The organism is Streptomyces flaveus, from assembly GCF_014647675.1.
GTDB lineage: Bacteria > Actinomycetota > Actinomycetes > Streptomycetales > Streptomycetaceae > Streptomyces > Streptomyces flaveus.
On the sequence record NZ_BMPQ01000014.1, the window covers coordinates 81,513 to 105,066 of the forward strand.

Genomic DNA, 23,554 nt, shown 5'->3' on the forward strand with positions numbered 1-23,554 from the left:
GCACATGGAGAGGAACACGGAGCAGAAGCACACGGAGGAGTACGACGTCATCGTCGTCGGAGGCGGTCCGGCCGGAGCGACGGTCTCGGCAGCCGTCGCCATGCGGGGCCACCGCGTCCTCCTCGTCGAGCAGCACACGTTCCCCAGGTACCAGATCGGGGAGTCGCTGCTCCCCTCCACCGTGCACGGCGTGTGCCGCATCCTGGGCGTCGAGGACGAGATGGCACGGGCGGGCTTCAAGCTCAAGCGCGGCGGCACCTTCCGCTGGGGACGGAACCGGGACCCATGGCAGTTCTCCTTCGCGCTGTCGCCCCGGCTGGCCGATCCGACCTCGTTCGCCTACCAGGTCGAACGGTCCCGGTTCGACGCGATCCTCCTGGACAACGCCCGCCGCGTCGGCGTGGACGTACGGGAAGGCTGCCGCGTCACGACCGTGCTCGCCGACGAGGAGCGGGTCCGCGGCGTGAGCTGGACCGGCCCGGACGGCGGGACACGCGAGGCGAGGGCCCGGTACGTCGTGGACGCCTCCGGCAACGGCAGCAGGATCCACACGCACGTCGGCGGGAAGCGGACGTACTCCGACTTCTTCCGGAACATCGCGGTGTTCGGCTACTTCGCCGGCGGCAAGCGCCTCCCGGCGCCGAACGACGGCAACATCTTCTGCGCCGCCTTCGACGAGGGCTGGATCTGGTACATCCCGCTCCGGGACGACCTGACGAGCGTGGGCGCGGTGGTGAGCCGGGAGAACGCGGCGGCGATCCAGCGGGACCCGGCGGCGGCATGGCGCCGCCTGATCGACTCGTGCACCGAAGTCCGGGCCTTCCTCGACGGGGTCCCGCAGGCGACCGAGGCACCGTACGACCAGGTCCGGGTCCGCAGGGACTGGTCGTACTGGAAGCCCCGGCTGTGGAGGCCCGGCATGGTGCTGACCGGTGACGCGGCGTGCTTCGTCGACCCTGTCCTGTCCTCCGGTGTGCACCTCGCCACGTATGGCGCCCTGCTCGCGGCACGATCGATCAACAGCATCCTCGCCGGAACCGCCGGAACCGCCGGGACTCTGGACGAAGACCGCTGCTTCGACGAGTTCGAGGCCCGCTATCGCCACGAGTACGGCCTGTTCTACGAGTTCCTGGTCTCCTTCTACGACATGCACCAGGACGAGCGGTCGTACTTCTGGAAGGCACGCAAGGTCACCAATGTCGGCGCCACGGAACTGGAGGCGTTCGTCGAGCTGGTGGGCGGCCTGGCGTCCGGCGACACGTCGCTCACCGGTCCCGGGCAGGCGGACACCCGCCTGGCGGCGACCTCCTCGGCCCTCGACCAGGCGGTGGGCCGCCTCCCGGACTCCGACGGCCTGCGCAACCCCCTCTTCGAGTCCGCCACGATCCGTCAGGTGTTCCAGGAAGGCGCGGTCCTGCAGGAACGAGGCGTCTTCGGCGGCCCACTGGAGGACGAGGAACCCCTGAGTCCCGGCGGCCTGGTCGCCACAGAGGACGGCCTCGCCTGGGCGGATCCGGTCTCACGGTGATCCCTGCCTTCGCCGCGCCTCGTTGCGCGTGCCGTGCAGGGCGAAGGCGGTGTTGACGAGGCCGACGTGGCTGAAGGCCTGTGGGGTGTTGCCGAGTTGGCGGTGGGCGACCGGGTCCCACTCCTCCGAGAGCAGGCCGACGTCAATAAGCGCCTTGAGTGTGATGAGGGACCGGAGCACAGTTTCCCGCCAAGGTCCTTGATAGGTGAATTTCACTGTCCACTGCTGCCAGAATTCCTGCGTCTCGGCCAGGAGTTCGGTGGTGTCCCCGCACGGACTCGACGGCAAGCGAGAGGGGCTCCAGTCGAGGACGAATGTCTTCGCTGTCCGGCCGAGAGTGTGAACTGCGAGCGAATACAGGAATTGCTGACGGAGAAACACACGTCATCGTCGTCGCACAGCGGAATTCCGTCGCATCTCAGGAGGACGGAGTCCGGTCCGGTGACCGCGGACACTGTGTGCGGGTCGACGCCCGAGTCCATGGCACCACACGTCCGTTGAGGAACCGCAGCCGCAGTTCCCCGCACATCTCGACCCGGCCCGCCAGCCCTTCCACCAGGCGTACGAGACGTGGAATCCCCTGGCGGGGAGGCATGAGGTCGGTCACGCGCACGGCACCGTCCGCCGTCTACCAGACCGTGTCCAGGATCAGCGTGTCACCCCGGTAGGCCCGGTGGTCACACAGCCGTGAGCCAACGGCAGCCGGGCGATCCGCCACCGGCCGTTGTCCTCACCGCCGAGGAGTGCGGCGAAACAGGCGGGGGAATCGAATCGCGGCAGGCACATCCAGTCGATCGCCCCGTCCCTGCCGACCAGAGCGGCCGCCTCAAGGTCTCCGATGAGGGCGTAGTCCTCGATTCGCCCTGCCATGACAAGAATTCCAGGAGATGAGGCGCAGAACGGGAAAAGCTTGAAAGGGAAAATTTTCATTGACTGGATCCTGGTGCTGTGTTAAAGGTGAGATAGAAGGGCATTCAGTTCTTTCGGCAGGACGCACCGATGTCCCGATTGGCGAGCCGATTTCCGGCACGTGTGGTCTCACACCCGCTACGGCGTGCGACGGATCGGCTTGCTGCCCACGGCTCGCGGCACCCCGGCTCCCCCCTGTGGCGTCCCAGGCCTCCCCCGAGCGGATCGCGAAGATCGTGAGGTCGCAGTGGGTGGCAGTGGGTGATCGAAAACCGGCTCCACTTCGTGCGGGACACCGCCTTCCGTGAGGACGCCTCCAAGGTCCGCACCGGACACGGGCCGGAGAACATGGCCACCCTCCGCAGCTTCGCCATCACCCAGCTCCGCGCCGGCGGCCACACCAACATCGCCGCCGGACTCCGCGAAATGCCCCTCCGCCCCTTCGAGCGGCCACTGGCCCTCCTCGGGCTCAGTCGACCAGCACCCACCCAAGATCATCAGGCTTTGCAATCGCCCTGCTCCATCACCGCTCACCTCTCGCCCGCTGATTCCCTGTCCCGCTCTCCACGAGAACCTGCACAACCACCGCTCTTCTAACATGCATCAATCTGCGGCCCACCGAGCACCAGCGCAGCACGTCGACCAGGGGGTTCGGCAGGGCACAGGCTCCGGTGCGCCTGCCTGAACGGGCATGGCGGGTGGCGGATTCCGAGAGGAACAAGCAAGGGGGAGATTGTCAAGCCCCGAGATTACGGGGCTACCTTTCGCCTGCTCTCCTCGCGAAGGTCGTGCCAACGAATTCGACAACCCCACAGATTCGGAAACCCTCTCGATTTCGTGAGGAGTTCAACATGTCCAGAGTCATGTCACGTCGCGCCACCGTGAGCCTCGTTGTACCCGCCCGAAATGAGGCGCCCAACATCCCCTGGGTCTTCGAACAGATCCCGGACTGCGTCGACGAGGTCATCCTGGTCGACGGCGACTCCAGAGACGCCACGGTGCACATGGCGCAGCACTGCCTGCCCACCGTCCGCCACGTCGAGCAGAGCGGCCCTGGCAAGGGCAGCGCCCTGCGCACCGGCTTCCTTGCCGCGACCTGCGACTACATCGTGATGATCGACGCGGACGGCAGCATGCTGCCCGGGGAGATCCCGCATTTCCTGCATTTCCTGGACAACGGCTACGACTTTGTGAAGGGCTCACGATTCATGGCCGGCGGCGGCTCACTCGACATCACACCCATCAGGCGCCTGGGCAATCAGGTTCTGCTGGCCGCCGTGAACCACCTGTACCACACCTCACTGACCGACCTTTGCTACGGATTCTGCGCCTTCCGCCGCAGCTTCCTGGAGGACCTCGACCTGCACTCCTCGGGATTCGAGATCGAGACCGAGATGATCGCGCACGCGCTGCGCTCCGGTCTTCGCATCACCGAAGTGCCCAGCCTTGAACTGCCTCGCCGCAGCGGTCGTTCGAATCTGCACGCTATATCCGACGGTCGGCGGGTGCTGCATACGCTGCTCTCCGAGCGGCCCGGCCCACGGTCGGCACCTGCCCGGCGGAGCACCGCGTGAGCTCCGCCAACCGCCTGTTCTGGTCTCGTAGTTGGCTGCGCCCTGTGCTGCCGAGCTGCTGCTGCGCACCGGTCCTGCCGGACGATCCGGTGCAGCCACCGTCGCCGCCCACGGAATATTGGTGAGGCCGATGAGTCGCCCCCACTACGTCAGTCAAGGCGCTCCGCCGGAGTCATCGGTGAACGGACGGTATCCTCGCGCAGCCCTCGGAACTGCGTTGGCTGGGGCTTACGCTGCGTCCTCGTACTCCGGACACAGCACCTCGCCGCACGCGCCACCCGGTCCGGCTCCCGAGCCCTCTTCGCCCGGCTGGTCCCGGTGGCGACGGCTGGGCCCCGGTGCCCTCACCGCACTCGGCATACTGCCCGCTTCGGTCGCCGCGTGGCTGCTGTCGCTCCGCGGTGTGCGCCTGGACCGGATGGGGGACCTCGGGCTGCTGCAGGTCCTGCCTGTGCTCTTCTGGGTGGCGCTGGCCCTGCTCACCCTTGGCTTCTGTGTCGCGGCGGGTGATCGGCGGACTCCTCACGGATGCTTCGCGGCATACGTGCTCGCCCTGGTCGCGGTCCTCCACGCGACCCCTCCGCTGCTGTATCAAGAGCTGCGTTACTCATGGGCGTGGAAGCACGTGGCCGTCATCGACGCGATGGTCCGGCACAACGGCGAGGTACCAGACGCCGGCGGCTTCACCATCTACAACCAGTGGCCGGGATTCTTCGAGCTCAACGCGTCGCTCCTCCGGGCCACTGGTCTGGAGTCAGCCGTGGGATACGCGGTCTGGGCCCAACTGCTTGCCAACGTAGTGCTGCTCGGCCCGCTCCTGCTGATCTACCGGTCGATCACCTCCAACCGGCGACTGATCTGGGGAGCCGTCTGGATCTACTACTCCTGTTCCTGGGTGGGGCAGGACTACTTCGCACCCCAGGCCTTCACCTTCCTTCTGTTCGCGAGCGTGGTCGCTCTTGTTGTGAGGCAACTACCCTCGTCCGGATCGCCAGGCACGCGAGCGCCACGTGAGGGCTGGCCCGTGGGCCGATTGACCCTGGTACTGGTGATCGAAGCCGCCATCGTCTGCTCCCACCAGCTCACCCCCCTGATGTTGATCAGCGCCCTGCTGCTGCTCTCGCTGCCACGGCGCAACAGGCGGGTGACGCTGCCGGCACTGGGCGGGGCGGTCGTGCTCACCATGGCCTGGGACGCGACCGTGGCGAGGCCGTACGTATCGGGGAACCTCCACAGCTTCCTCGACGCACTCACACAGCCCGAGGCCAACATCTGGTCCGGTGTGAGCAGGCTCGCCGAGGCAGCGCCGAGCCAGGTCATGGTGTCCTGGATCGAGCGAGGGCTGTCGGGGAGCGTGCTTCTGCTGGCCGTCATCGGCCTCGCGGCGCGCGGCTGGACTCGGCGCACTCCCCTGCCGTGGCTCATGCTGTTCCCCTTTCCGTTGGTGATGGTGAACGCTTACGGAGGGGAAATGGTCTTCCGGGCCTACATGTTCGCGCTGCCCGCCGCCGCCCTTCTTGTCACCGCGCTGCTGTTGCCGTCCGGGGGACGCCGCCTGCCGGCCCGGATGCTTGGCGTCTACGTCTTGTTGCTGGCCATGATCGGGAGCCTGGTGTTCGGCTACTACAGCAAGGAGGCGATGAACCGCTTCTCCTCCGATGAGGTCGCTGCCACCCGGTTCGCGACCACCAGGACACCGACCGGGTCGCTGATCATTTCGGTCACCTTCGCCGTCCCCGGCCTCGAGACGCACTACGACCGGCACGAACGCGCTGAGATCATCGAGGAGAGTCCGAGCACGAAACGGCTCCTGCTGAGGGATCCGCTGGCCGGCCTGGAGCCGCTCGTCGGGAGAGCGGGGAACAAGCCGGCATACGTCCTCCTCAACCGCGCGCAAACCGCGGACTTGCGCCTGAGCAATGAGCTGCCCGCCGGCTTCGTGGGGCGACTGGAATCCGCGCTGGCGGAGGCAACTGACTTCACTGTGGTGTACCGCAACGATGACGCGGTCGTGTACCGGTTTGACCCACCGCGGGAAGGGAGGCCGGGATGATCCGGCTGCGATGGGGGATTGTTGTTTCCGGGTGGATCGCCCTTGCCGCGACCGCGCTCCCGGAGTCATCCGCGGCACGGGTGGTGATAGTCGCCGCCTTCCTCCTCGTCTGCCCGGGACTGGCTGCCGTGCTGCTGTGTACCGGCCGAGTCCTGGCCCCTGAGGCCGGGCGGGTGGGCATCCTGGAGGCCGCCGTCGTCACCGGAGCCATCAGTCTGGCCATCTCGGTGCTTGTGGCGGAGGCGCTTTTCCTGGGCCACGCATTCACCCCCGTACGGGCCCTGCTGGTCCTTGCGGGCCTCACATCGGTCGCGGCGCTGGCTTCCACTCTCCCCCGCCCTCGAGGTATCAAGCGATTCACGCCGGTCCCCTCAAGTCGTCCGCGCCTCGGCCACGACGACAGCGACAGGGATTGAGGAGTAGTCGTGCACGCACCGCACACATCTCCGCCGACACGAACGGCAGAAACGGCGACCGCCCCCTCCCCGTGCGCCGCTGGACGCCCCTTCCCAGCAGCGGTCCGGGCGAGGGTCTCCGCGGTGCTGCCCCGCGAGCCGCTACTGCGCAACGGCCATCTGCTTGCCATGAGCTCCATCGTCAACGCCGTACTGGGAGCCGTCTTCTGGGTGTTCGCCACCCACTGGTACGACGACAGGACAGTGGGCCTCAACTACGCCACCATCTCTGCCGCCACGCTGCTCTCGACCATCGGACAGCTCAACCTCTCCGACTTCCTGGTGCGCTTTATGCCGTCCGCCGGGCGCCACACCCGCCACCTGGTGCTCGTCTGCTACCTGGCCAGCGTTCTGTGCAGCGTGCTGGTCTCCGTGGGATTCCTCCTGCTGGTGCCGACGCTCAACCCCCGCCTGGACTTCCTCCTCACCCCGGTCACCAGCATGTTCTTCGTGGCATACACGGCGGCCTACGCCATTTTCGCCCTCCAGGACGGCGCCCTGACCGGTCTGCGGCACCCGGGCTGGGTGGTGGCAGAAAACATGATCTTCGCGGTGGTGAAAATCCTCCTGCTGGCCGTGGGTGCCGCCCTGACGCTCTTCGCGGGCATCCTGATCTCCTGGGCCGGAGCTCTGGTGGTGGCTCTCCTCGTGGCCAACGCCTTTCTGCTGCGCCGTGCGGTACCCCGCCACGAGACGGAAGCCCCGGAGGCGGCACGCCCACCCCGCCTGGTCGGATACGCGACCGCGGACTATGTCGGCTCACTGTTCCGGATGGCTGCGTACAGCCTGCTGCCCCTTGTGGTGCTGAACACCCTGGGACCGGCACAGAGTGCCTATTACTCGCTCGCCTGGATCGTCGGCTACGTTCCCTACCTGCTCGCGACCAACATGGGGAGTTCCCTGATCGTCGAGGCGGCGCATGCTCCCGGACAGTTGGCGCAGCACGCGCTCCGAGTGCTGCGCCACTCGGCGCTGCTGATGGCCGCGGGCGCCGCCGCCATCATCGTCGCGGCGCCGGCATTCCTCGCCTTCTTCGGGCCGGAGTACGCGGAGCACGGAACCACTCTGTTGCGGCTGCTGGCCCTGTCGGCGCTGCCGAACCTCCTCGTGAGTCTGGCCGTCGACGTGGCACGCATGCGCCGGAAACTGCGCCTGGTGGTCGGGGTGCAACTGGCCCTGTGCGTCCTGGTGCTGGGCCTGTCCTCGGTCCTGCTGCCGGTCCTGGGTCTGACCGGAGGAGGCGTCGCCTGGCTCGTAGCCCAGTGTCTGCTCGCCCTCTACCTGCTGGTCCGGCGGTCGCGGTGGCTGCCCCAGGCTGCGAGAGAAAAGGAGGAGTGACGTGCCCCGTACCGATATCTCCGTGGTGGTCTGCGTGTATACCGAGGACCGGTGGGAGGACATCCTCGCTGCCGTGGACTCGGTACGAGAGCAGTCCTTGCCGGCCCTGGAGACGCTGCTGGTCGTCGACCACAATCTGGCACTGCTCGACCGGCTCGGAAACGAGTACAAGCAGTACGACGACCTCAAGGGCCCCGGGCCGGCGGTCCGGGTCCTTGCCAACACGGGCCCCCCGGGTCTGTCCGCGGGCCGTAACACGGGGATCGCGGCGTCCCAGGGCACGGTCGTCGCTTTCCTCGACGATGACGCAGTGGCAGAACGAGACTGGCTGCGGCACATGGCGTCGGCGTACGCCGATCCGCTGGTGATGGGGGTGGGCGGCCACACGGTCCCGCGGTGGGCCTCCGGACACCGTCCCGTCTGGTTTCCCGCAGAGTTCGACTGGGTCGTCGGCTGCGCATACAAGGGCCTTCCGGAAGGACGGGCGCCGGTCCGTAACGTACTGGGTGGAAACTCCTCCTTCCGTCGAACGGCCTTCGACGAGGCCGGCGGCTTCGCCGTCGGCCTCGGCCGCGACGGCGACAAGCACCCGCTGGGCTGCGAGGAAACCGAGTTCTGCATCCGGCTGACCCGGGCCAGGCCGGACGCGGTGCTGCTCATCGAGCATCGCGCGGTCATTCACCACAAGGTGCCCGCCGCCCGGGAACGCTTCGACTACTTCCGTAGCCGTACCTACGCCGAGGGCCTGTCGAAAGCCCTGGTCACCCGCCGCGTAGGCGTGGGCAAGGGTCTGGAGTCCGAACGCCGCTACACCACGCAGGTACTCCCCGCCGGGGTGGCGCGCGGGCTACGCGACGCGCTGCTGGGGCGCCGGGGAGGCGCGGGCCGCGCGGGAGCGATCGTGACCGGAGTGGTGACCGCAGCAACGGGATACGCAGTCGGCGCGTTCCAAGCCCGCAGAAACGACTCTCTCTTCCGGGTCGCGGAAGTGCCGTCCCCGGCAGGCACAGGCCAGAACACGGGCCTCCCGGCTGAGGCAGCACAGAGAAGGATGTGAATCATGGACGTCAGCGTGTACCGGCCCGACGAGCTGACCGCCGCCACCCGGACGGCTTGGACGACGATGCAGTCGGAGGCACATCTTCGTGGCCGGCCCCAAATGGCGAATCCCTTCCTCTCCCCCGAGTTCACCCTGGCAGTCGGCCGCTGCAGGCGCGGGGTGCGTGTCGCCGTGATTCGGGAAGAGAGTCCATGCGGCGAGCCAACGGCGTTCTTTCCGTACCAGCGCACCCCTGCCGGGGCCGGCCGCGCGATCGGCCTCGGCCTGTCCGACTGCCAGGGTCTCGTGCACGGGCCCGGTTTCCAGTGGGATGCGCACGAGTTGCTGGCGGCCTGCGGCCTCGCCGTCTGGGAGTTCGACCATCTCGCGTCGGGGCAGCAGCCGTTCGAGCAGTCGGCCACGGGCAGCTTCCCCTCGCCCGTGATCGACGTGGAGGAGGGCTGGGAGGCCTACCTGGCCCGATTGCGCACCCAGTCACCGAAGTTCACGCGGACCACACTCGCCAAGGAACGCAAGCTCGGGCGGGAGTACGCCGACGTTCACTATGTGCACGACGAGCGCGACCCCGCAGCACTGCGCACGCTGATGGAGTGGAAGTCGGCGCAGTACCGCAGGACCGGTCGCAGTGACCGGTTCGCGCACCCCTGGATCAGCCAACTCGTGCACCAGCTGTTCCACACCCACTCCGAGCCGTTCGCGGGGATCCTGTCGGTGCTCTACGCGGACGGCAGGCCGATCGCCGCGCACTTCGGGCTGCGCTCCGAGTCTGTGCTGGCCTGCTGGTTCCCGGCGTACGACCCTGCGTTCTCGAAGTTCTCGCCGGGCCTGATCCTCCATCTGCACATGGCGGAGGCTGCGGCAGCGGACGGAATCGCGTACCTGGATCTGGGGCGTGGCGACAAAGAGTACAAGCACTCCCTCAAGACGCGTGAACTCAGTGTGTCCGAAGGCTGGGTGACCCGTCGGCATCCAGTCGCCCTCGCCCATCGGGCGCGTCGCGCTCCGGTACGGGTCCTGCGCAACACCATCGTCTCGCGACCGGAACTGTTCGGGCGTGCCGACCGGCTCTTGAAGGGCGTCGGGAAACTCCGCGAGCGGCAGAAAGCAACACATGTTCAAGAACACTGCCCGAATCCTTGAATCACTGTTGCGAGGGAGCCTCAGATGACACGCCCCGTACCCATCCTGATGTACCACGCGGTCGCGCACGAACCAGCCTCGTCGATCCGCGCCCTGTCCGTCTCGCCGGAGGCGTTCGCGGGCCAGATGCGGCTGCTCGCAGAACGCGGATTCACGCCGCTGACCACGGCCCGCCTGGCGGCCGCCTGGCGCGGAGGGCCGCCCCTGCCGCAGGACCCCGTGCTGATCACCTTCGACGACGGGTACCGGGGAGTGCATCGCTACGCCCTGCCCGTCCTCCGCGAACTCGGCTTCGCAGCGACGGTGTTCGTCACCACTGGCTGGCTTCGCGGCCCGCACGAGATCCACGGCGCAGCACTGGACACCATGCTCGGCTGGGAAGAGGTGCGCGAACTCGCAGCGGCGGGTGCGGAGATCGGCGGACACAGCCACAGCCACCCACAGCTGGACCAGCTCCCCGACAGCGAGTTGCGCTATGAGGTGGCACGCTGCCAAGAAGTCATCGCCGAGCAGACCGGCTCTCCGCCCTTTTCCTTCGCCTACCCGTACGGCTACTGCGACCGCCGGGTGCGGCAGGAGGTGCGAATGGCCGGCTTCGCCCAGTCGGTGGCGGTGGGCAACACTCTGGCCAGTCCCCGTCAGGGCCCTTTTGCTCTGCGGCGAGTGACCGTGCGGCGTCGCACGGGGCCCAAGGAGTTCGCGCGACTGGTCGAAGGACGGGCCATCGGTCGCGCCTTTGCCGCGGACCGGGCACTGACGAAGGGGTACGCACTGGTCCGCGGATCCCGTCGGCTGATGCGAAAGGCGGCACGAACCCGTGCCTGACACCGCGAAGGAATGGGCTTCGCCCAATGGGCGGCACCGCAGCACCTGGGGCGGGCGCGGGAAGCCGAAGAGGTCGCGCCGGGCCCCTCCAGGGCGCTTGCTGCTGGAACGCCCCGCGGGGGATCGAGGGTCGCGTCGGTGGCGGATCGCCTCTCTCGCAGTGGTCACCGCCGCGCTCGCGTTCATCGTCTCCCTATGGACCGGCCCCCTTGGCCTCGGCGGGGGCACGTCGGGCCCAGCCCGGGGCGACAAGGTGCACGGCACGCCCGCCCCAGTCGGCGGAACGCCGGAACCCTCGCTCGGCTGGGGCCTCACCCACACCCAATACAGCGCCGACGTGGGAGACCCCGCCGCCACGGAAAGGGCACGAAAGGCTCTCTCCGCCGAATCGCTGCCCCAGAACCAGCACATCATGGGCTGGGGCGCCGACAACCCCGAGCCCTCGCCGGGCCGATACGATTTCGCCGCCCTGGACAGCCGTATGGACCTCATCCGAGCGACCGGCGGCACGCCCGTCATCACGCTGTGCTGCGCGCCGGACTGGATGAAGGGCGGCACGCCGGGCCGCACGGACTGGTCCCGGCCATCCCTGGAGACGGCACCGAGCCCTGAGCACTACGACGACTTCGCCGCCCTCGCGGCCACCGTCGCCCAACGTTATCCAGACGTACGGCACTTCATCGTCTGGAACGAGTTCAAGGGTTTCTTCGACGACTCCAAGCAGCGCTGGAACTACGAGGGCTATACCCAGCTCTACAACCAGGTTCGTCAGGCCCTGAAGACAGTGAACAAAGACAACCTGGTGGGCGGGCCGTATCTGAACATGGACAGCTTCGAGCCCGGCAGTACGACGCACGCCTCCGGCCTCAAGGGCCCGTGGGGCAGCGTCGATCAACGCGTGCTCGACGCCTTCGACTACTGGAACAAGCACAAGTCCGGAGCCGACTTCGTTGTCGTGGACGGCTCCAGCTACACCCACCACGACGAAACACCGCCCAATGAGTTCCGGGCCACGGACAAGTTCACCGCCGTCGGTCAATGGGTTCAGGAACGCACCGACCTGCCCCTGTGGTGGGCCGAGTACCACGTCGAACCCAACGGCGACCGTTGGAGCGAGCCGCACCGCAAGGCTGTGCAAGCCGCCGGAATGATCGCCGTGGTGAGGGGTGGCGCCACCACCGGCTTCTACTGGAACCCTCAGCGCCGGGGCGAGCGGTGCGCCGGATGCCTGTGGCGTAGCACCGAGTTCGCCGACAGGACCGGCGGCGACACGCTCCCCATGCTGGACCTCGTACGACGGTTCCATGCGGAGTTCCCACCCGGTACGGCGTACCGCTCGGTCGATGTGACATCCGACGACGCGTCGACCGTGCGCATACTCGCAGACACTGAGACGACCGTTGTCGTCAACACCGAGGACCGGGCTCTTCAGGTCGAGATCGAGGGCCGGACCTTCGACATGGACGCCTATGAGGTGCTGTGGTTGGACAGTGTCTGAGAAGCCCGGCGGCGCCGCATCACCGGATCTCGGCCCAGGAGCTGCCCCGGCTGCGGGAGACCGCCGCCGCGCTCGCCGAGCGTGGCGGGCCAGAGAGGCTGGCGGCCGGACTGGATGCGCTCCTCGACCGTTTCGCGCGGGAGTAGGCCTCAAGGCTCCCCGCGATGCGACGCGCTTCACGCTGGAACGGACCGTCAGCGCCTCGGGCGCAGCATTTCGCTGAACGGCGTGACGGGCCGTTCCAGGCACTCAGTACTCAGCACTCAGCACTCAGCACTCACCGTCCACGACGTTGTCGACCGCCTCGTTGCAGAAGGCCGGCCGGTCCCTGATCACCGCGGGCGGTGGGTGTGCGCGGTGCGTTCAGTGCGCCGCGTCCAGCCGGGCCCGCTGCTCCGGTGTCAGTTCCAGGTCGACGGCGGCCAGGTTCTCCTCCAGTTGCGCCATCGACGAGGCCCCGACAAGCGGGATGACCGGAAGCTCGCCGCCCAGCAGCCAGGCGAGGACCACCTGGTTGACGGTCGCGCCGGTCTCGCGGGCGACTTCTTGCAGGGCGGTGAACCGAGCGGGGGTGCCCGGGTGGTCGTAGTCCGGCTGAAGCCTGTCCGGGCGGACGTAGGCGCCCTTCAGCAGGGGCGAGTAGGCGACCAGGGTCAGGCGGGGCTCGGCCCGCAGGTAGCCGAGCATGTCGGGGCCGACCGCGCCAAGGGTGCCGTCGGGGAACAGGCCGCTGGGCAGGTCGGTCCGGGGGCGCAGGTAGCTGTGCTCGTACTGGAGCACCTCGTAGCCGGGCAGCCCGGCCGCGGCGGCCAGGGTGCGGGCGCGGTCCACGCGCCAGGCGGACTGGTTGCTCACGCCGAGTAGGCCGACCGTGCCCTCCCCGACGAGGGCGGCGAAGCCCTCGACGGTCTCCTGGAGGGGAACGGTGGGGTCGTCGATGTGTGCGTACAGCAGGTCCAGCTTCGCCACCCCGAGCCGCTCACGGCTGCGCTCGGCGGACTCGCGGATCACCTTCGCCGACAGGCCCTCCGGGTTGTCGACGTAGCTGGTGCCGGGAGCGAGCGGACGGGCGCCGAGCTTGGTGGCGATGACGATCTCGTCGCCGATGCCGCGGCTGCGCCGCCAGCGGCCGAGCAGTTCCTCGCTCTGGCCGCCCTGGCCGCCGTCCTCCCAGAAGGCGTAGTTGTCGGACGTGTCGATGAAGGTGCCGCCGGCCTCGACGTAGCGATCGAGGAGGGCGAAGGAGGTCTTCTCGTCCGTCCGCGAGCCGAAGAGCATCGCGCCGAGCGCGAACACGCTCACCTCACGGCGGGTGGCCGGGTCGGTGCCTATGGTGCGGTACTTCACGGTGGTTCCTCCCGTTCGGCCGGTGGGTCCGGCTCAAACGGGAGTCTTCAGCTTGAAGCGCACTTCAAGTCAAGGGCTTTCGGGGCCGGTCGGCGAACGGCCCCTCCAGCGCCGCCCACTGCAGCAGCATGATCGTCTTCGCGTCGGCGATCTCCCCGGTCCGGATCATCTCCAGGGCCCGGTGGAAGGGCAGTTCGAGGATCTCGATGTCCTCGCCCTCCTCGTCCAGGCCGCCGCCCTCGTGGGTGTGGGTCGCGGGGCCGTAGGCGGCGGCGTAGAAGCTGACGCGTTCGGTGACCGAGCCAGGGCTCATGTAGACGTCGAAGACGTGCTGGACGTCGCCGATGGTGTGGCCGGTCTCCTCCACGACCTCGCGGCGTACGGCGATCTCGGGGTGCTCGTCATCGTCGTCGAGCAAGCCGCCCGGGGTTTCGGTCAGCATGCCGTCGGGGTGGCCGTTGACGTAGATCGGGAAGCGGAACTGGCGGGTGAGCAGGACGGTTTCGCGTTCGGAGTCGTAGAGGAGCATCGTGGCGCCGTTGCCGCGGTCGTGGGTCTCGCGCTCCTGGGTGGTCCAGGTGCCGTCGGCGTGCTGGAAGTCGAAGGTCGTGGTGCGTTCCACGTACCAGTGGCTGGACAGCAGTTTCACGTCCCGGACCTTGACGCGGGGATTGCCGGTGAGGTCGCGGCCGGTCCGGTCGAGTCCGGTGCGGCCGCGGCGGTCCGGGGTGTCGATACCGGCGGTCATCGGGCACCGTGCCTGGGGCGGAGAAGGACATGCGAGTTGGTCATGTCTGCTTTTATCACTCCTCCCGCCGTCGATGTGCGCACGGCCGGTGGACGGGACGGCCGGTGAACGGGACGGCCGTCCAGCCCACCGGCGACTCACCGCGACCGCGACCGGTCCCGCCACATCCCCGGTCAGAGGAAGCTGACCCCCTGCGCCAGCGCGAGCTCAGTGGAGTAGTTGATCGTGTTCGTGGCTGACCGCATGTACGCCTTCCACGCATCGGACCCGGACTCGCGCCCGCCCCCGGTGTCCTTCTCGCCCCCGAACGCGCCCCCGATCTCCGCCCCAGAGGTCCCGATGTTGACGTTCGCGATACCGCAGTCGGACCCGGCAGCGGACAGAAAGATCTCGGCCTCCTGCTGGTCGCGGGTGAAGATGCTGGACGACAGCCCCTGGGGAACGTCGTTGTGGAGCGCGATCGCCTCGTCGAGGGTGTCGTACGTCATGACGTACAGGATCGGGGCGAAGGTCTCCTCCCGTACGACGTCGGTCTGTTCGTCGACGCGGACCAGGACCGGCTCGGTGTATGCGGCCGAGGGCGCGGCCTCGGTCAGGCGCCGGTTGCCACCGGCCAGGATCTTGCCGCCCTGGGACTGGACGCGGGTGAGGGCGCCCGTCATGGCGTCGAGGGCCGTGGTGGTGATGAGCGGGCCGACCAGGGGCGTTTCGTCGAAGGGGTCACCGATGGGGAGCCTGTGGTAGGCGGCGGTCAGGCGCTCGATGAGGGTGTCGGCTATGTCGCGGTGGACGATGAGGCGGCGCAGGGTCGTGCAGCGCTGGCCTGCGGTGCCTGCCGCGGCGAAGACGATGCCCTGGATGGCGAGGTCCAGGTCGGCGGACGGGGCGACGATCGTGGCGTTGTTGCCGCCGAGTTCCAGCAGGCTGCGGCCGAAGCGGGCGGCTACGCGGGGGCCGACCTCGCGGCCCATACGGGTGGAGCCGGTGGCGCTGACGAGGGCGATGCGGGAGTCGTCGACGAGCTGTTCGCCGACCGAGCGGTCACCGAGCAGGAGGCGGTGTACGTCGCGGGGGGGCGCCGACCTCGTCGGCGGCCCGGGCGAGCAGGTGGTCGCAGGCCAGGGAGATCAGCGGGGTGAGTTCCGAGGGCTTCCAGATCACGGTATCGCCGCAGACCAGGGCGACCGCGGTGTTCCAGGACCACACGGCGGCGGGGAAGTTGAAGGCGGAGATGACGCCGACCACGCCTAGGGGGTGCCAGGTCTCGGCCAGACGGTGGCCGGGGCGTTCGGAGGCGATCGTGCGGCCGTACAGCTGGCGGGACAGACCGACCGCGAAGTCGCAGATGTCGATCATTTCCTGGATCTCGCCGAGCGCCTCGGAGCGGATCTTGCCCGCCTCGATGGTGACGAGGTCGGCCAGGTCGCTCTTGTGCTCGCGCAGCAACTCGCCCAGGCGGCGGACGAGTTCACCGCGGCGCGGGGCCGGTGTGGTGCGCCAGGTCAGGAAGGCCGTACGACTTGCCGCTATCGCCTCTTCGGTGTCGGCTTCGGTGGCAGCCGTCAGCCCGAAGAGGTTCTCGCCGGTGATGGGCGTACGGGCCTGGAAGTCGCCGCTCTCGGGCACGGCGACCCCGATGTGTCCCAGAGCCGTACGGGCGCGGGCGCGCAGGTCGTCCGTGGTGGGCAGAGTGGCGCTGGTCATGATGCTCCTGTCGGAAGAGGGGGGTTGAGGCCGAGCTGCTCGCTGACCTGCGCCAGGGAGGCGTTCTGCTGCTGGGCGTAGAGCGCGTACGGATCCAGTACGTCGCGGCCTACGGCGCCTGAGAGCCAGGCGGCGTCGTACGCGGTGCCCTCCTGGTCGTTGTCGCGGGTGCCCTCGCCGCTGAGGTTGGACTGGAAGATGCCGGCGGCGGAGCGGGGCAGGAAGTCCTCGTAGACGATGGGCTCGGCGTGCACCCAGCCTTGCTGCACCAACTCGCTGACGGTGGCGGGCGGCCCGCTGCCGTCGCGGGGCCGGTCGTCGGCCGGCCGGTAGGTGAAGTAGGCCAACCCCTCGGCGGCGAGCTCCTGTTCGCTGCCGGGCATGTGGCGCTCCCACAGGGCGCGGGCGATGTCGCCGCGGGCTTCGGCGGGGCTGCGGGACGCCTGCTCGTCGAGGTGGCCGAGGAGTTCGTCGTAGAGGGCGCGGCCTTCGCGGGTGAGGGCGATGCCGCGGGCTTCGACCTCGCCGAAGCGGACCCGGAGGGCGCCGCTGGTGATGGCCCCGTCGGGAGTGCGCATCGCGCGGGGTTCGGCGAGGGCCCGGAAGGAGGTCTGGCGCAGCAGGACGTCGGGGCCCTTCCAGGCGGGCGGGCCCTGGATGGTGTCGATCATCTCGATGCCGCGGTCGGTCATACGGCGGTAGAGCTCGTCGATGTCGAGGACGCGCGGGGTGAGGTGGTTGATGTGGGTGCTGCGTACGCCACCGATGTCCGCGGCGACGGCGGAGATCCGCTCCAGAGTCTCGTACCACGCCCTGTCCACCGGCTCGGGCGACAACTCGAAGGCTCGCACGGCGAGTTGGAGGAACCGCTCGGCGTCGTCCTCGGGCAGTTCGCGCTCGGCCGCCGCGCGGTCGGCCAGGGTGAGCAGCTCCGGTGGGAACAGTTCGCGGCGGGCGAGAAAGGCTTCCAGGCGTGCGCGCAGGTCGGCGTCGAAGAAGCGGGGGTCGGCCGGGGTGAGCATGGAGGTGAACACCCGGAAGGGGTTACGCGCCAGCTCCTCACCGTCGACCGGCCGGAAGGCGGTGGAGATGACGGGTACGGCGCTGGCGGCGGCCTCGCGCAGATCGTAGAAGCCGACGGGGTGCATGCCCAAGGCGCCGAAGATACGGGCGACTTGCTGCAGTTCCTGCGGCGTCCCGACCCTGATGGCGCCGTGCCGCTCCGCGGTCACCCGGCTGATGGAGCCCAGGCGTTCGGCGTCGGCTCCCTGTTCGCGCAGGACGTCCTCGTTCACCTCGCGCGAGACGTCCACGAGCGTGGTGTAGGCGGGAACCTCCTGGCCGTACATCTCCGAGAGCCGCGCCGCGAACGCGGCTCGCAACTGCCACTGACTGGTCGTTGACATGCTTCAGCCTTTCGATCGCGGGTCACACCACGTGGGCTTCGGGGCGGATCTCGGCGCCGTGGCGGAACCGGTCGGCGCTGAGCGGGGAGATGTCGGTGAACGGCTCGCGTTCCAGGTACAGGTCGCGCACGACCTCGCCGACCGCGGGCGCCTGGAGGAAGCCGTGGCCCGAAAACCCGGCTGCGTAGAGGAAGTTGGGCAGTTCGCGGGAGCGGCCGATCAGCGCGTTGTGGTCCGGTGTGATCTCGTACAGGCCCGCCCAGCCGTCGACGGTCCTCATGTCGGCCAGTGCGGGGGCCCGGTCGCGGGCGACGGTGCGGAACAGTTCAAGCCACCCCGGGGTCCAGGTGGTGTCGAAGCCGTCCTGCTCGTCGGGGTCGGCAAGACCGAACAGCAGCCCGTCGTCGCTGTTGTGGAAGTAGGCCGACGACGAGAAGTCGATGGTGAACGGGATGCGCGGTGCGGGCGGCGTGAGCGGCGCGGTGAACGCCAGCTGCCGTCGCACGGGCCGGACCGGAAGGTTGACGCCGACCATGGCGCCGATCTGTGCCGACCAGGCTCCTGCCGCGCAGATCACGGAGCCGCAAGCGATGCGGCCCTGGCTGGTGCGTACCCCGACGATCCGGTCCCCCGCCGTGTCGATGCCGGTGACCGCGGTGTGCGCGGCGATGGTGACGCCGGACCGAGCCGCGGCCTGCGCGTACCCGTCGACGACCAGTGAGGGGCGGCAGTGCCCGTCGGCGGGCGAGTACGCGGCGGCCACCAGGCCGTCGGTGCTGATGTAGGGACACAGACGCTGCGCCTCGTCGGGTCCGATCATGCGGCTCGGCACGTCCAGGCTGTTCTGGATGGCGACGCTGGTCTCGAAGTCGCGGGCCTGCTGCTCGCTGGTGAGCAGGAAGAGATAGCCGACGGTGTCGAGCTTGATGTCGGCGCCGGGACGGTGGGGGAATTCCTGGTAGGCGCGCAGACTGCGGTTGCCCAGTTCGATGTTGAGGGGGTCGGAGAACTGGGCGCGTACGCCGCCGATCGGCTTGCCCGAGCTACCGCGGCCGAGGTCGTCGCGTTCGACGACGACGATGTTGTGCACGCCGGCCTCGGCGAGGTGGAACGCGATGCTCGCACCCATCACGCCGCCACCGATGATCACCACATCGGCGGAGGTCGGAACGGTGCGGAAGGCGGAGGAGGACAACGGGCCACACTCCCATCTATGGGCCGCACGGCGGACGCGGACGGGTCCGCCCCGTCGGCGGCGGGGTTGTCGATACGGGGGCACGCTGCTGGGTCTTGTGCGGCGGGCAGGTGTACGCAGATCGTGACGGGGGCGAAGTCGAGCGTGACCATCTGAGCATGAGGGAGCTACGGCAGTGACGGCTACAGTGCAGGGCCCGGAACGTCTCGACGCGGCGGCCGTGACCGAGGCGCTCGCCCAGGGCGACTGCGGCGAGGTGCAGGGGGATGCCGGACGCCGGGCACAGTACTCGGCCGACGCCTCCAACTACCGCCGGATTCCGCTGGCCGTGGTCTTCCCCAGCGAGCGTCGGCATGTGCTCAACGCGCTGGCGGTGTGCCGCCGTCTGGGCGTGCCGATCACCTCGCGCGGCGGGGGCACCAGCACCTCGGGGCAGGCCGTCGGCTCCGGCGTGGTGCTGGACTTCTCCCGCTACTTCAACCGTCTGCTCGTGATGGATCCCGTCGCGTGTACGGCGACGGTGCAGCCCGGCATCGTTCTGGACGAGTTGCAACGGGCCGCCGGCGAACACGGTCTGCTCTTCGGCGCGGATCCCTCGACCCACAGCCGCTGCACGCTCGGCGGCATGATCGGCAACAACGCGTGCGGCTCGCACTCCGTCGCCTGGGGGCGCACTGCGGAGAACGTACTGGAACTCGAGGTGGTCACCTACCGTGGGACCGTCCTGTGCCTCGGCGAGATGACCCAATCCGAGATCGAGGAAGCCGTCGCCGCCGGGGGCGAACGCGGCCGGCTCATCGCGTCCCTGCACCGGCTGGCCGAGCGCAACCTGGCAACGTTGCGCACCGAGTTGGGCCGGTTCCCCCGGCAGGTCTCGGGTTACGCGCTCGAACACCTGCTGCCGGAGCGGCGGTTCAACCTCGCCCGCGCCCTGGTCGGCAGCGAAGGCACGTTGGCCGTCATCCTCTCCGCCACCGTCCGCCTCGTAACTCCGCCTCCCGCCCGAGCCCTTGTCGTACTCGGCTACCAGGACGCCTGCGCCGCGGCTGACGCCGTACCCGCCCTCCTCAAGCACCAGCTGCTGGCGCTGGAAGGGCTCGACCAAGCCCTGACCGACATCGTCACCCGCGCCGAGACCCGCCAGACGGTCGACACCCTGCCGCGCGCACAGGCGTGGCTGTTCGCCGAGTTCGGCGGGCAGGAGGACGAACTCCCCCAGCTGGCCGAGGAGTTCACCGCGACAGCCGGCCGGACCGCGGGGTTCACCGGCCACGAGGTCGTCACCGATCCCGTACGCGCCCGGCAACTGTGGCGGATCCGGGAAGACGGAGCCGGTCTGGCCACACGTACCCCCGACGGGGCAGAAGCCTGGCCCGGCTGGGAGGACGCCGCCGTACCACCCGGCCAACTCGGCTCCTACCTAAGGCAGTTCACCGAACTGCTCAGCCGCCACGAACTCCGGGGCCCCGTGTACGGGCACTTCGGCGAGGGCTGCCTGCACGTACGCATCGACTTCGACTTCACCACCGAGCACGGCACCGCCGTCTTCCGCGCCTTCCTCACCGAGGCCGCCGAACTCGTCGCCGCCCACGGCGGCTCCCTCTCGGGTGAACACGGCGACGGCCAGGCACGTTCCGAGCTGCTGCCGTTGATGTACGGTCCCGAAGTCATCGCCTTGTTCGAGCAGTTCAAGGGCGTCTGGGATCCCGACAACGGCCTGAACCCCGGAATGATCGTCGAACCGCTGCCCCTCGACTCCAACCTCCGGGTCAGCCCGCACCGCACCCCGCTGCCCCTGACCACCGTCCTCCCCTTCCACGCCGACGACGGCGACTTCGCCAAGGCCACCCGCCGCTGCGTGGGTGTCGGAAAGTGCCGCAGCACCACCCCGCGCGGCGATGTCATGTGCCCCAGCTACCGCGTCACCCTCGACGAGAAGGACTCCACCCGGGGCCGGGCCCGCCTGCTGTACGAGATGACCCAGGGCGAGGTCATCACGGACGGCTGGCGGTCCGCCGAGGTGCGCGACGCGCTCGACCTGTGTCTGTCGTGCAAGGGCTGCAGCGTCGACTGCCCGGTGGAGGTCGACATGGCCACGTACAAGTCCGAATTCCTGCACCACCACTACCGACGACGCCTGCGGCCCGCCTCCCACTACTCCATGGGCTGGCTGCCCCTGCTGTCCCGTCTGGCCGCTCGTATGCCCCGGCTGGTCAACGGGCTCACCGCGTCCCGCCTCGCACCGGTCGTCAAGCGGCTGGGCGGTATCGCCGCCGAACGCGATGTGCCCCGCTTCGCCGAACGGACCTTCCTGACCTGGTTCCGTACGCGCCCTCCCGAAGGCGACGGACACCGCGGTCCAGTCATGCTCTGGGTGGACTCCTTCAACAACCACTTCACGCCCGAAGTCCTCAAGGCCGGCGTGGCGGTTCTGGAACACGCCGGTTACCGGGTCCAGGTCCCGGACGGCACCCAGTGCTGCGGGCTGACCTGGATCACCACCGGCCAACTGGGCATGGCCCGCCGTATCGCCCGCCGCACCGCCACCGCTCTCTCCCCTGCGACACGCGAGGGCATGCCGGTCGTAGGCCTGGAGCCGAGCTGTACCGCGGCGTTGCGGACCGACCTGCCCGAACTCCTCGACGGCGATCCCGACGCGCGGGCTCTCGCCCGGTCCACCCGGACCCTCGCCGAACTCCTCCTCCACCACACCACGGGCTGGCAGCCCCCACGGATCGACGCCGGCTCCATCAGCCAGACCCACTGTCACCAGCACGCCACCAGCGGCTTCAGCGCAGACAGCGCACTGCTGGAGGCCATGGGCGTCGACAACAGCGTGCTGAACTCCGGCTGTTGTGGACTGGCGGGCAACTTCGGCTTCGAACGCGGTCATTACGACGTGTCCGTGGCGGCCGGTGAGCAGGTCCTGCTCCCGGCGGTACGCGCGGCCGACCCGGACACCGTCGTCTTGGCCGACGGCTTCAGCTGCCGTACGCAGATCGCCCAGCAGACCGAGCGCAGCAGTACTCACCTCGCCCAGTTGATCGCCCGTGCCCTGCGCACGCAGCGTTAGGTCGCCTCTCACCAGACAAGGAACCCGCAGGAAGCCGGGCGTCGCGCCACCACTCCGCACGTCGCCGGGCGCGGGCCGGCAGAGGAACGCGTCCGCGCCGCCATGCGGAGCAAAGGGCGCCTTCCTTCCTGAGAGCCCGTGACGGCATGAGGGGGAGGCGAAGGTCTCATACACGGCGGTCTCATCCATGGCATGGATGACCCGGATACGGGATTCGGATCGCGCGGAGGATAGCGGCGGGGTTCCGTACAGCCCATAGTCGTGCCCACCGCACGCCGCTGTCCGGATCAGCACCGGGTGTGTGGCCCTTCCCCGCATGCCGTGCGCCGTCGTCGGCGCCCGTGACGGCATGCCCGCTCCCGTACACAGCCCTGGAGTCGCCATGCCCGGTTCCGTGCCCCCGTCCCCCACCGCGGTGGTTGACCCCGCTCCGTCACCCGTCGCCACCTCGGGCCCGGCTCATCTGCTGCGCCTGACCTTGCTGATGGCGGGCAGCTGTCTGCCGGTCCTGGGTGCGGTGCTGATCGCCCCGGTGCTGCCGAGGATGCAGGACCACTTCGCCTCGACGCCGGGGGCGAAGGCGCTGGTGCCCCTCGCGCTGACCGTTCCGGCGCTGTCGCTGGCACTGCTGGCCCTGTTCGCCGGGGTGATCGTGGACCGGCTCGGCCGCAAGCGCCTGCTGATCGTGGCGACCGTCCTGTACGCCGTGTTCGGAACGGCGCCGCTCTGGCTGGACTCGCTGGGCGCGATCATCGCCAGCCGCGCCCTGGTCGGTGTCGCCGAGGCCGCCATCATGACCTGCTGCACCACACTGATCGGCGACTACTACAGCGGCCAGCAGCGGGTGAAGTACCTGGCGCTGCAGGCCGTGTGTACCTCCGCGTCGGCCACCGCCTTCTTCGTGGTCGGCGGCGCCGTCGGCGCGGCGGGCTGGCGCGTGCCCTTCTGGATCTACGCCGTGAGCCTGATGATCGCCCCGCTGATGATTGCCGCTCTGCCCAACCCGGCGGCCCGCGCGGCCACCCACGAGGCCCCGGCCGTGGCCATGACCGGTCGTCCGTTCCCCTGGCGGCCGCTGGCGGGGATCTGCGCCCTCACCTTCTTCGGAGCGATGGTCTTCTACACGGTCCCGGTGGAGATGGCGTACCTGCTCGACGACCTCGGTGTGGAGGACCCCGGCGTCATCGGTCTGGCCACGGCGATCGCGAGTGCCGCCACCGTGGCCGGAGCGCTCCTGTTCGCCCGGCTGAAGCGCTCCCCGGACGTGACGCTGCCCGCGGTCTTCGCGGTCTGTGGCGTCGGTTTCGGGGTGATGTTCCTCGCCGGCAGCGCCCCCCTGCTGGTCGTCGGGGCGGTGGTCAACTGCCTGGGCACGGGCATGCTGCTGCCCGCCCTCCTCACCAGCGCCATGTCCCGCCTGGCGTTCGAGGACCGCGGCCGCGGTACGGGGCTGTGGACGTCGGCCTTCTTCGGCGGTGCGTTCGTCTGCCCGCTGGTACTGCTCGCCCTGGAGCCGGCGGTCGGCGGTCTCGCGGGTGCGGTGGGCCTGCTCGGTGCGGCTGCCGCGGTGGTCGCGACGGGGCTGTGGGGTGCCCTGCGCCGCGCGGGCGCCGCGCATCCCCGGCCGCTGCCGAAGCAGCCGGCCTGAGGCCGCGGAGCCGGCGGGCCGGGCACCGACAACAATGGCCCGGCCCCCGTCCC

The 23,554-nt window shown here is 69.2% G+C and carries 17 protein-coding genes and 2 pseudogenes; 12 read left to right on the forward strand and 7 right to left on the reverse strand.

Annotated elements, in window-relative coordinates; genetic code table 11:
- The first annotated feature begins 4 nt into the window (after positions 1-4).
- Entirely contained in the window at positions 5-1,528 is a 1,524-nt protein-coding gene (locus IEZ21_RS25835; protein WP_189324378.1) for a tryptophan 7-halogenase, read from the forward strand.
- Here the strand turns inward: IEZ21_RS25835 and IEZ21_RS48640 are convergent.
- Both IEZ21_RS48640 and IEZ21_RS49135 read right to left on the reverse strand, forming a co-directional pair.
- On the reverse strand, positions 1,520-1,816 hold the full coding sequence (locus tag IEZ21_RS48640; protein ID WP_213089361.1) for a glycoside hydrolase family 15 protein: 297 nt from the start codon (positions 1,814-1,816) through the stop codon (positions 1,520-1,522). The two genes, IEZ21_RS25835 and IEZ21_RS48640, sit on opposite strands and share 9 nt — an antisense overlap.
- 122 nt (positions 1,817-1,938) lie before the next feature.
- Positions 1,939-2,398: pseudogene (locus IEZ21_RS49135) on the reverse strand (trehalase-like domain-containing protein); the annotation flags it as partial.
- Positions 2,399-3,288: 890 nt separating this feature from the next.
- On the opposite strand from IEZ21_RS49135, the gene IEZ21_RS25850 reads away from it, so the two are divergent.
- The 9 genes from IEZ21_RS25850 to IEZ21_RS47060 all read left to right on the forward strand — a co-directional run bounded on the left by IEZ21_RS25850 (position 3,289) and on the right by IEZ21_RS47060 (position 12,526).
- Positions 3,289-4,011, forward strand: a complete 723-nt coding sequence (locus tag IEZ21_RS25850; protein ID WP_189324274.1) for a glycosyltransferase family 2 protein — start codon at positions 3,289-3,291, stop codon at positions 4,009-4,011.
- Positions 4,012-4,228: 217 nt separating this feature from the next.
- Positions 4,229-6,064, forward strand: a complete 1,836-nt coding sequence (locus IEZ21_RS25855; RefSeq protein ID WP_189324275.1) for a glycosyltransferase — start codon at positions 4,229-4,231, stop codon at positions 6,062-6,064.
- Complete coding sequence (locus IEZ21_RS25860; RefSeq protein ID WP_189324276.1) at positions 6,061-6,480, forward strand: hypothetical protein; 420 nt, start codon at positions 6,061-6,063, stop codon at positions 6,478-6,480. Before IEZ21_RS25855 ends, IEZ21_RS25860 begins: the two co-directional genes overlap by 4 nt.
- 123 nt (positions 6,481-6,603) lie before the next feature.
- Positions 6,604-7,857 carry a lipopolysaccharide biosynthesis protein gene (locus tag IEZ21_RS25865; RefSeq protein ID WP_189324277.1) on the forward strand — a complete coding sequence of 418 codons (1,254 nt, stop codon included), beginning with the start codon at positions 6,604-6,606 and terminating at the stop codon, positions 7,855-7,857.
- 1 nt (position 7,858) lies between these two features.
- A complete protein-coding gene (locus IEZ21_RS25870; RefSeq protein WP_189324278.1) occupies positions 7,859-8,914 on the forward strand; it encodes a glycosyltransferase family 2 protein in 1,056 nt (351 codons plus the stop codon).
- A gap of 3 nt (positions 8,915-8,917) precedes the next feature.
- Positions 8,918-10,057 (forward strand): GNAT family N-acetyltransferase, encoded by a 1,140-nt coding sequence (locus IEZ21_RS25875; RefSeq protein WP_189324279.1) that lies wholly within the window; start codon positions 8,918-8,920, stop codon positions 10,055-10,057.
- Between the two features lie 24 nt (positions 10,058-10,081).
- Positions 10,082-10,882, forward strand: a complete 801-nt coding sequence (locus IEZ21_RS25880; protein WP_189324280.1) for a polysaccharide deacetylase family protein — start codon at positions 10,082-10,084, stop codon at positions 10,880-10,882.
- Positions 10,883-10,985: 103 nt separating this feature from the next.
- Positions 10,986-12,380 carry a GH39 family glycosyl hydrolase gene (locus IEZ21_RS25885; protein ID WP_373302301.1) on the forward strand — a complete coding sequence of 465 codons (1,395 nt, stop codon included), beginning with the start codon at positions 10,986-10,988 and terminating at the stop codon, positions 12,378-12,380.
- Positions 12,362-12,526 (forward strand): hypothetical protein, encoded by a 165-nt coding sequence (locus IEZ21_RS47060; protein ID WP_373302296.1) that lies wholly within the window; start codon positions 12,362-12,364, stop codon positions 12,524-12,526. Before IEZ21_RS25885 ends, IEZ21_RS47060 begins: the two co-directional genes overlap by 19 nt.
- 217 nt (positions 12,527-12,743) lie before the next feature.
- Here IEZ21_RS47060 and IEZ21_RS25890 read toward each other — a convergent pair whose 3' ends face one another.
- From IEZ21_RS25890 to IEZ21_RS25910, 5 genes and pseudogenes are all read right to left on the reverse strand, one after another.
- Positions 12,744-13,727 (reverse strand): aldo/keto reductase, encoded by a 984-nt coding sequence (locus IEZ21_RS25890; protein ID WP_189324282.1) that lies wholly within the window; start codon positions 13,725-13,727, stop codon positions 12,744-12,746.
- Between the two features lie 64 nt (positions 13,728-13,791).
- Positions 13,792-14,475 carry an NUDIX domain-containing protein gene (locus IEZ21_RS25895; protein WP_189324283.1) on the reverse strand — a complete coding sequence of 228 codons (684 nt, stop codon included), beginning with the start codon at positions 14,473-14,475 and terminating at the stop codon, positions 13,792-13,794.
- A 173-nt stretch (positions 14,476-14,648) separates the two neighbouring features.
- Positions 14,649-16,179: pseudogene (gene amaB / locus IEZ21_RS25900) on the reverse strand (L-piperidine-6-carboxylate dehydrogenase).
- Positions 16,176-17,585, reverse strand: a complete 1,410-nt coding sequence (hglS, locus tag IEZ21_RS25905; RefSeq protein WP_189324284.1) for a 2-oxoadipate dioxygenase/decarboxylase — start codon at positions 17,583-17,585, stop codon at positions 16,176-16,178. The pseudogene amaB and the gene hglS overlap by 4 nt, the downstream one beginning before the upstream one ends.
- A 22-nt stretch (positions 17,586-17,607) precedes the next feature.
- Positions 17,608-18,780: an NAD(P)/FAD-dependent oxidoreductase gene (locus IEZ21_RS25910; protein ID WP_189324285.1), complete on the reverse strand. Its 1,173-nt coding sequence runs from the start codon at positions 18,778-18,780 to the stop codon at positions 17,608-17,610.
- A 175-nt stretch (positions 18,781-18,955) separates the two neighbouring features.
- Between IEZ21_RS25910 and IEZ21_RS25915 the strand changes: the two genes are divergently transcribed.
- Together IEZ21_RS25915 and IEZ21_RS25920 are read left to right on the forward strand one after the other, a co-directional pair.
- Positions 18,956-21,853, forward strand: a complete 2,898-nt coding sequence (locus IEZ21_RS25915; protein ID WP_189324286.1) for an FAD-binding and (Fe-S)-binding domain-containing protein — start codon at positions 18,956-18,958, stop codon at positions 21,851-21,853.
- Positions 21,854-22,235: 382 nt separating this feature from the next.
- Entirely contained in the window at positions 22,236-23,501 is a 1,266-nt protein-coding gene (locus tag IEZ21_RS25920; protein ID WP_189324379.1) for an MFS transporter, read from the forward strand.
- Positions 23,502-23,554: the final 53 nt, after the last annotated feature.

Coding starts and splice junctions, on each gene's coding strand:
- IEZ21_RS25880 (WP_189324280.1), top strand. CDS start 10,082: ATGACACGCCCCGTACCCATCCTGATGTACCACGCGGTCGCGCACGAA.
- IEZ21_RS25875 (WP_189324279.1), top strand. CDS start 8,918: ATGGACGTCAGCGTGTACCGGCCCGACGAGCTGACCGCCGCCACCCGG.
- hglS (WP_189324284.1), bottom strand. CDS start 17,585: ATGTCAACGACCAGTCAGTGGCAGTTGCGAGCCGCGTTCGCGGCGCGG.
- IEZ21_RS25860 (WP_189324276.1), top strand. CDS start 6,061: ATGATCCGGCTGCGATGGGGGATTGTTGTTTCCGGGTGGATCGCCCTT.
- IEZ21_RS25895 (WP_189324283.1), bottom strand. CDS start 14,475: ATGACCGCCGGTATCGACACCCCGGACCGCCGCGGCCGCACCGGACTC.
- IEZ21_RS25835 (WP_189324378.1), top strand. CDS start 5: ATGGAGAGGAACACGGAGCAGAAGCACACGGAGGAGTACGACGTCATC.
- IEZ21_RS25920 (WP_189324379.1), top strand. CDS start 22,236: ATGCCCGGTTCCGTGCCCCCGTCCCCCACCGCGGTGGTTGACCCCGCT.
- IEZ21_RS25850 (WP_189324274.1), top strand. CDS start 3,289: ATGTCCAGAGTCATGTCACGTCGCGCCACCGTGAGCCTCGTTGTACCC.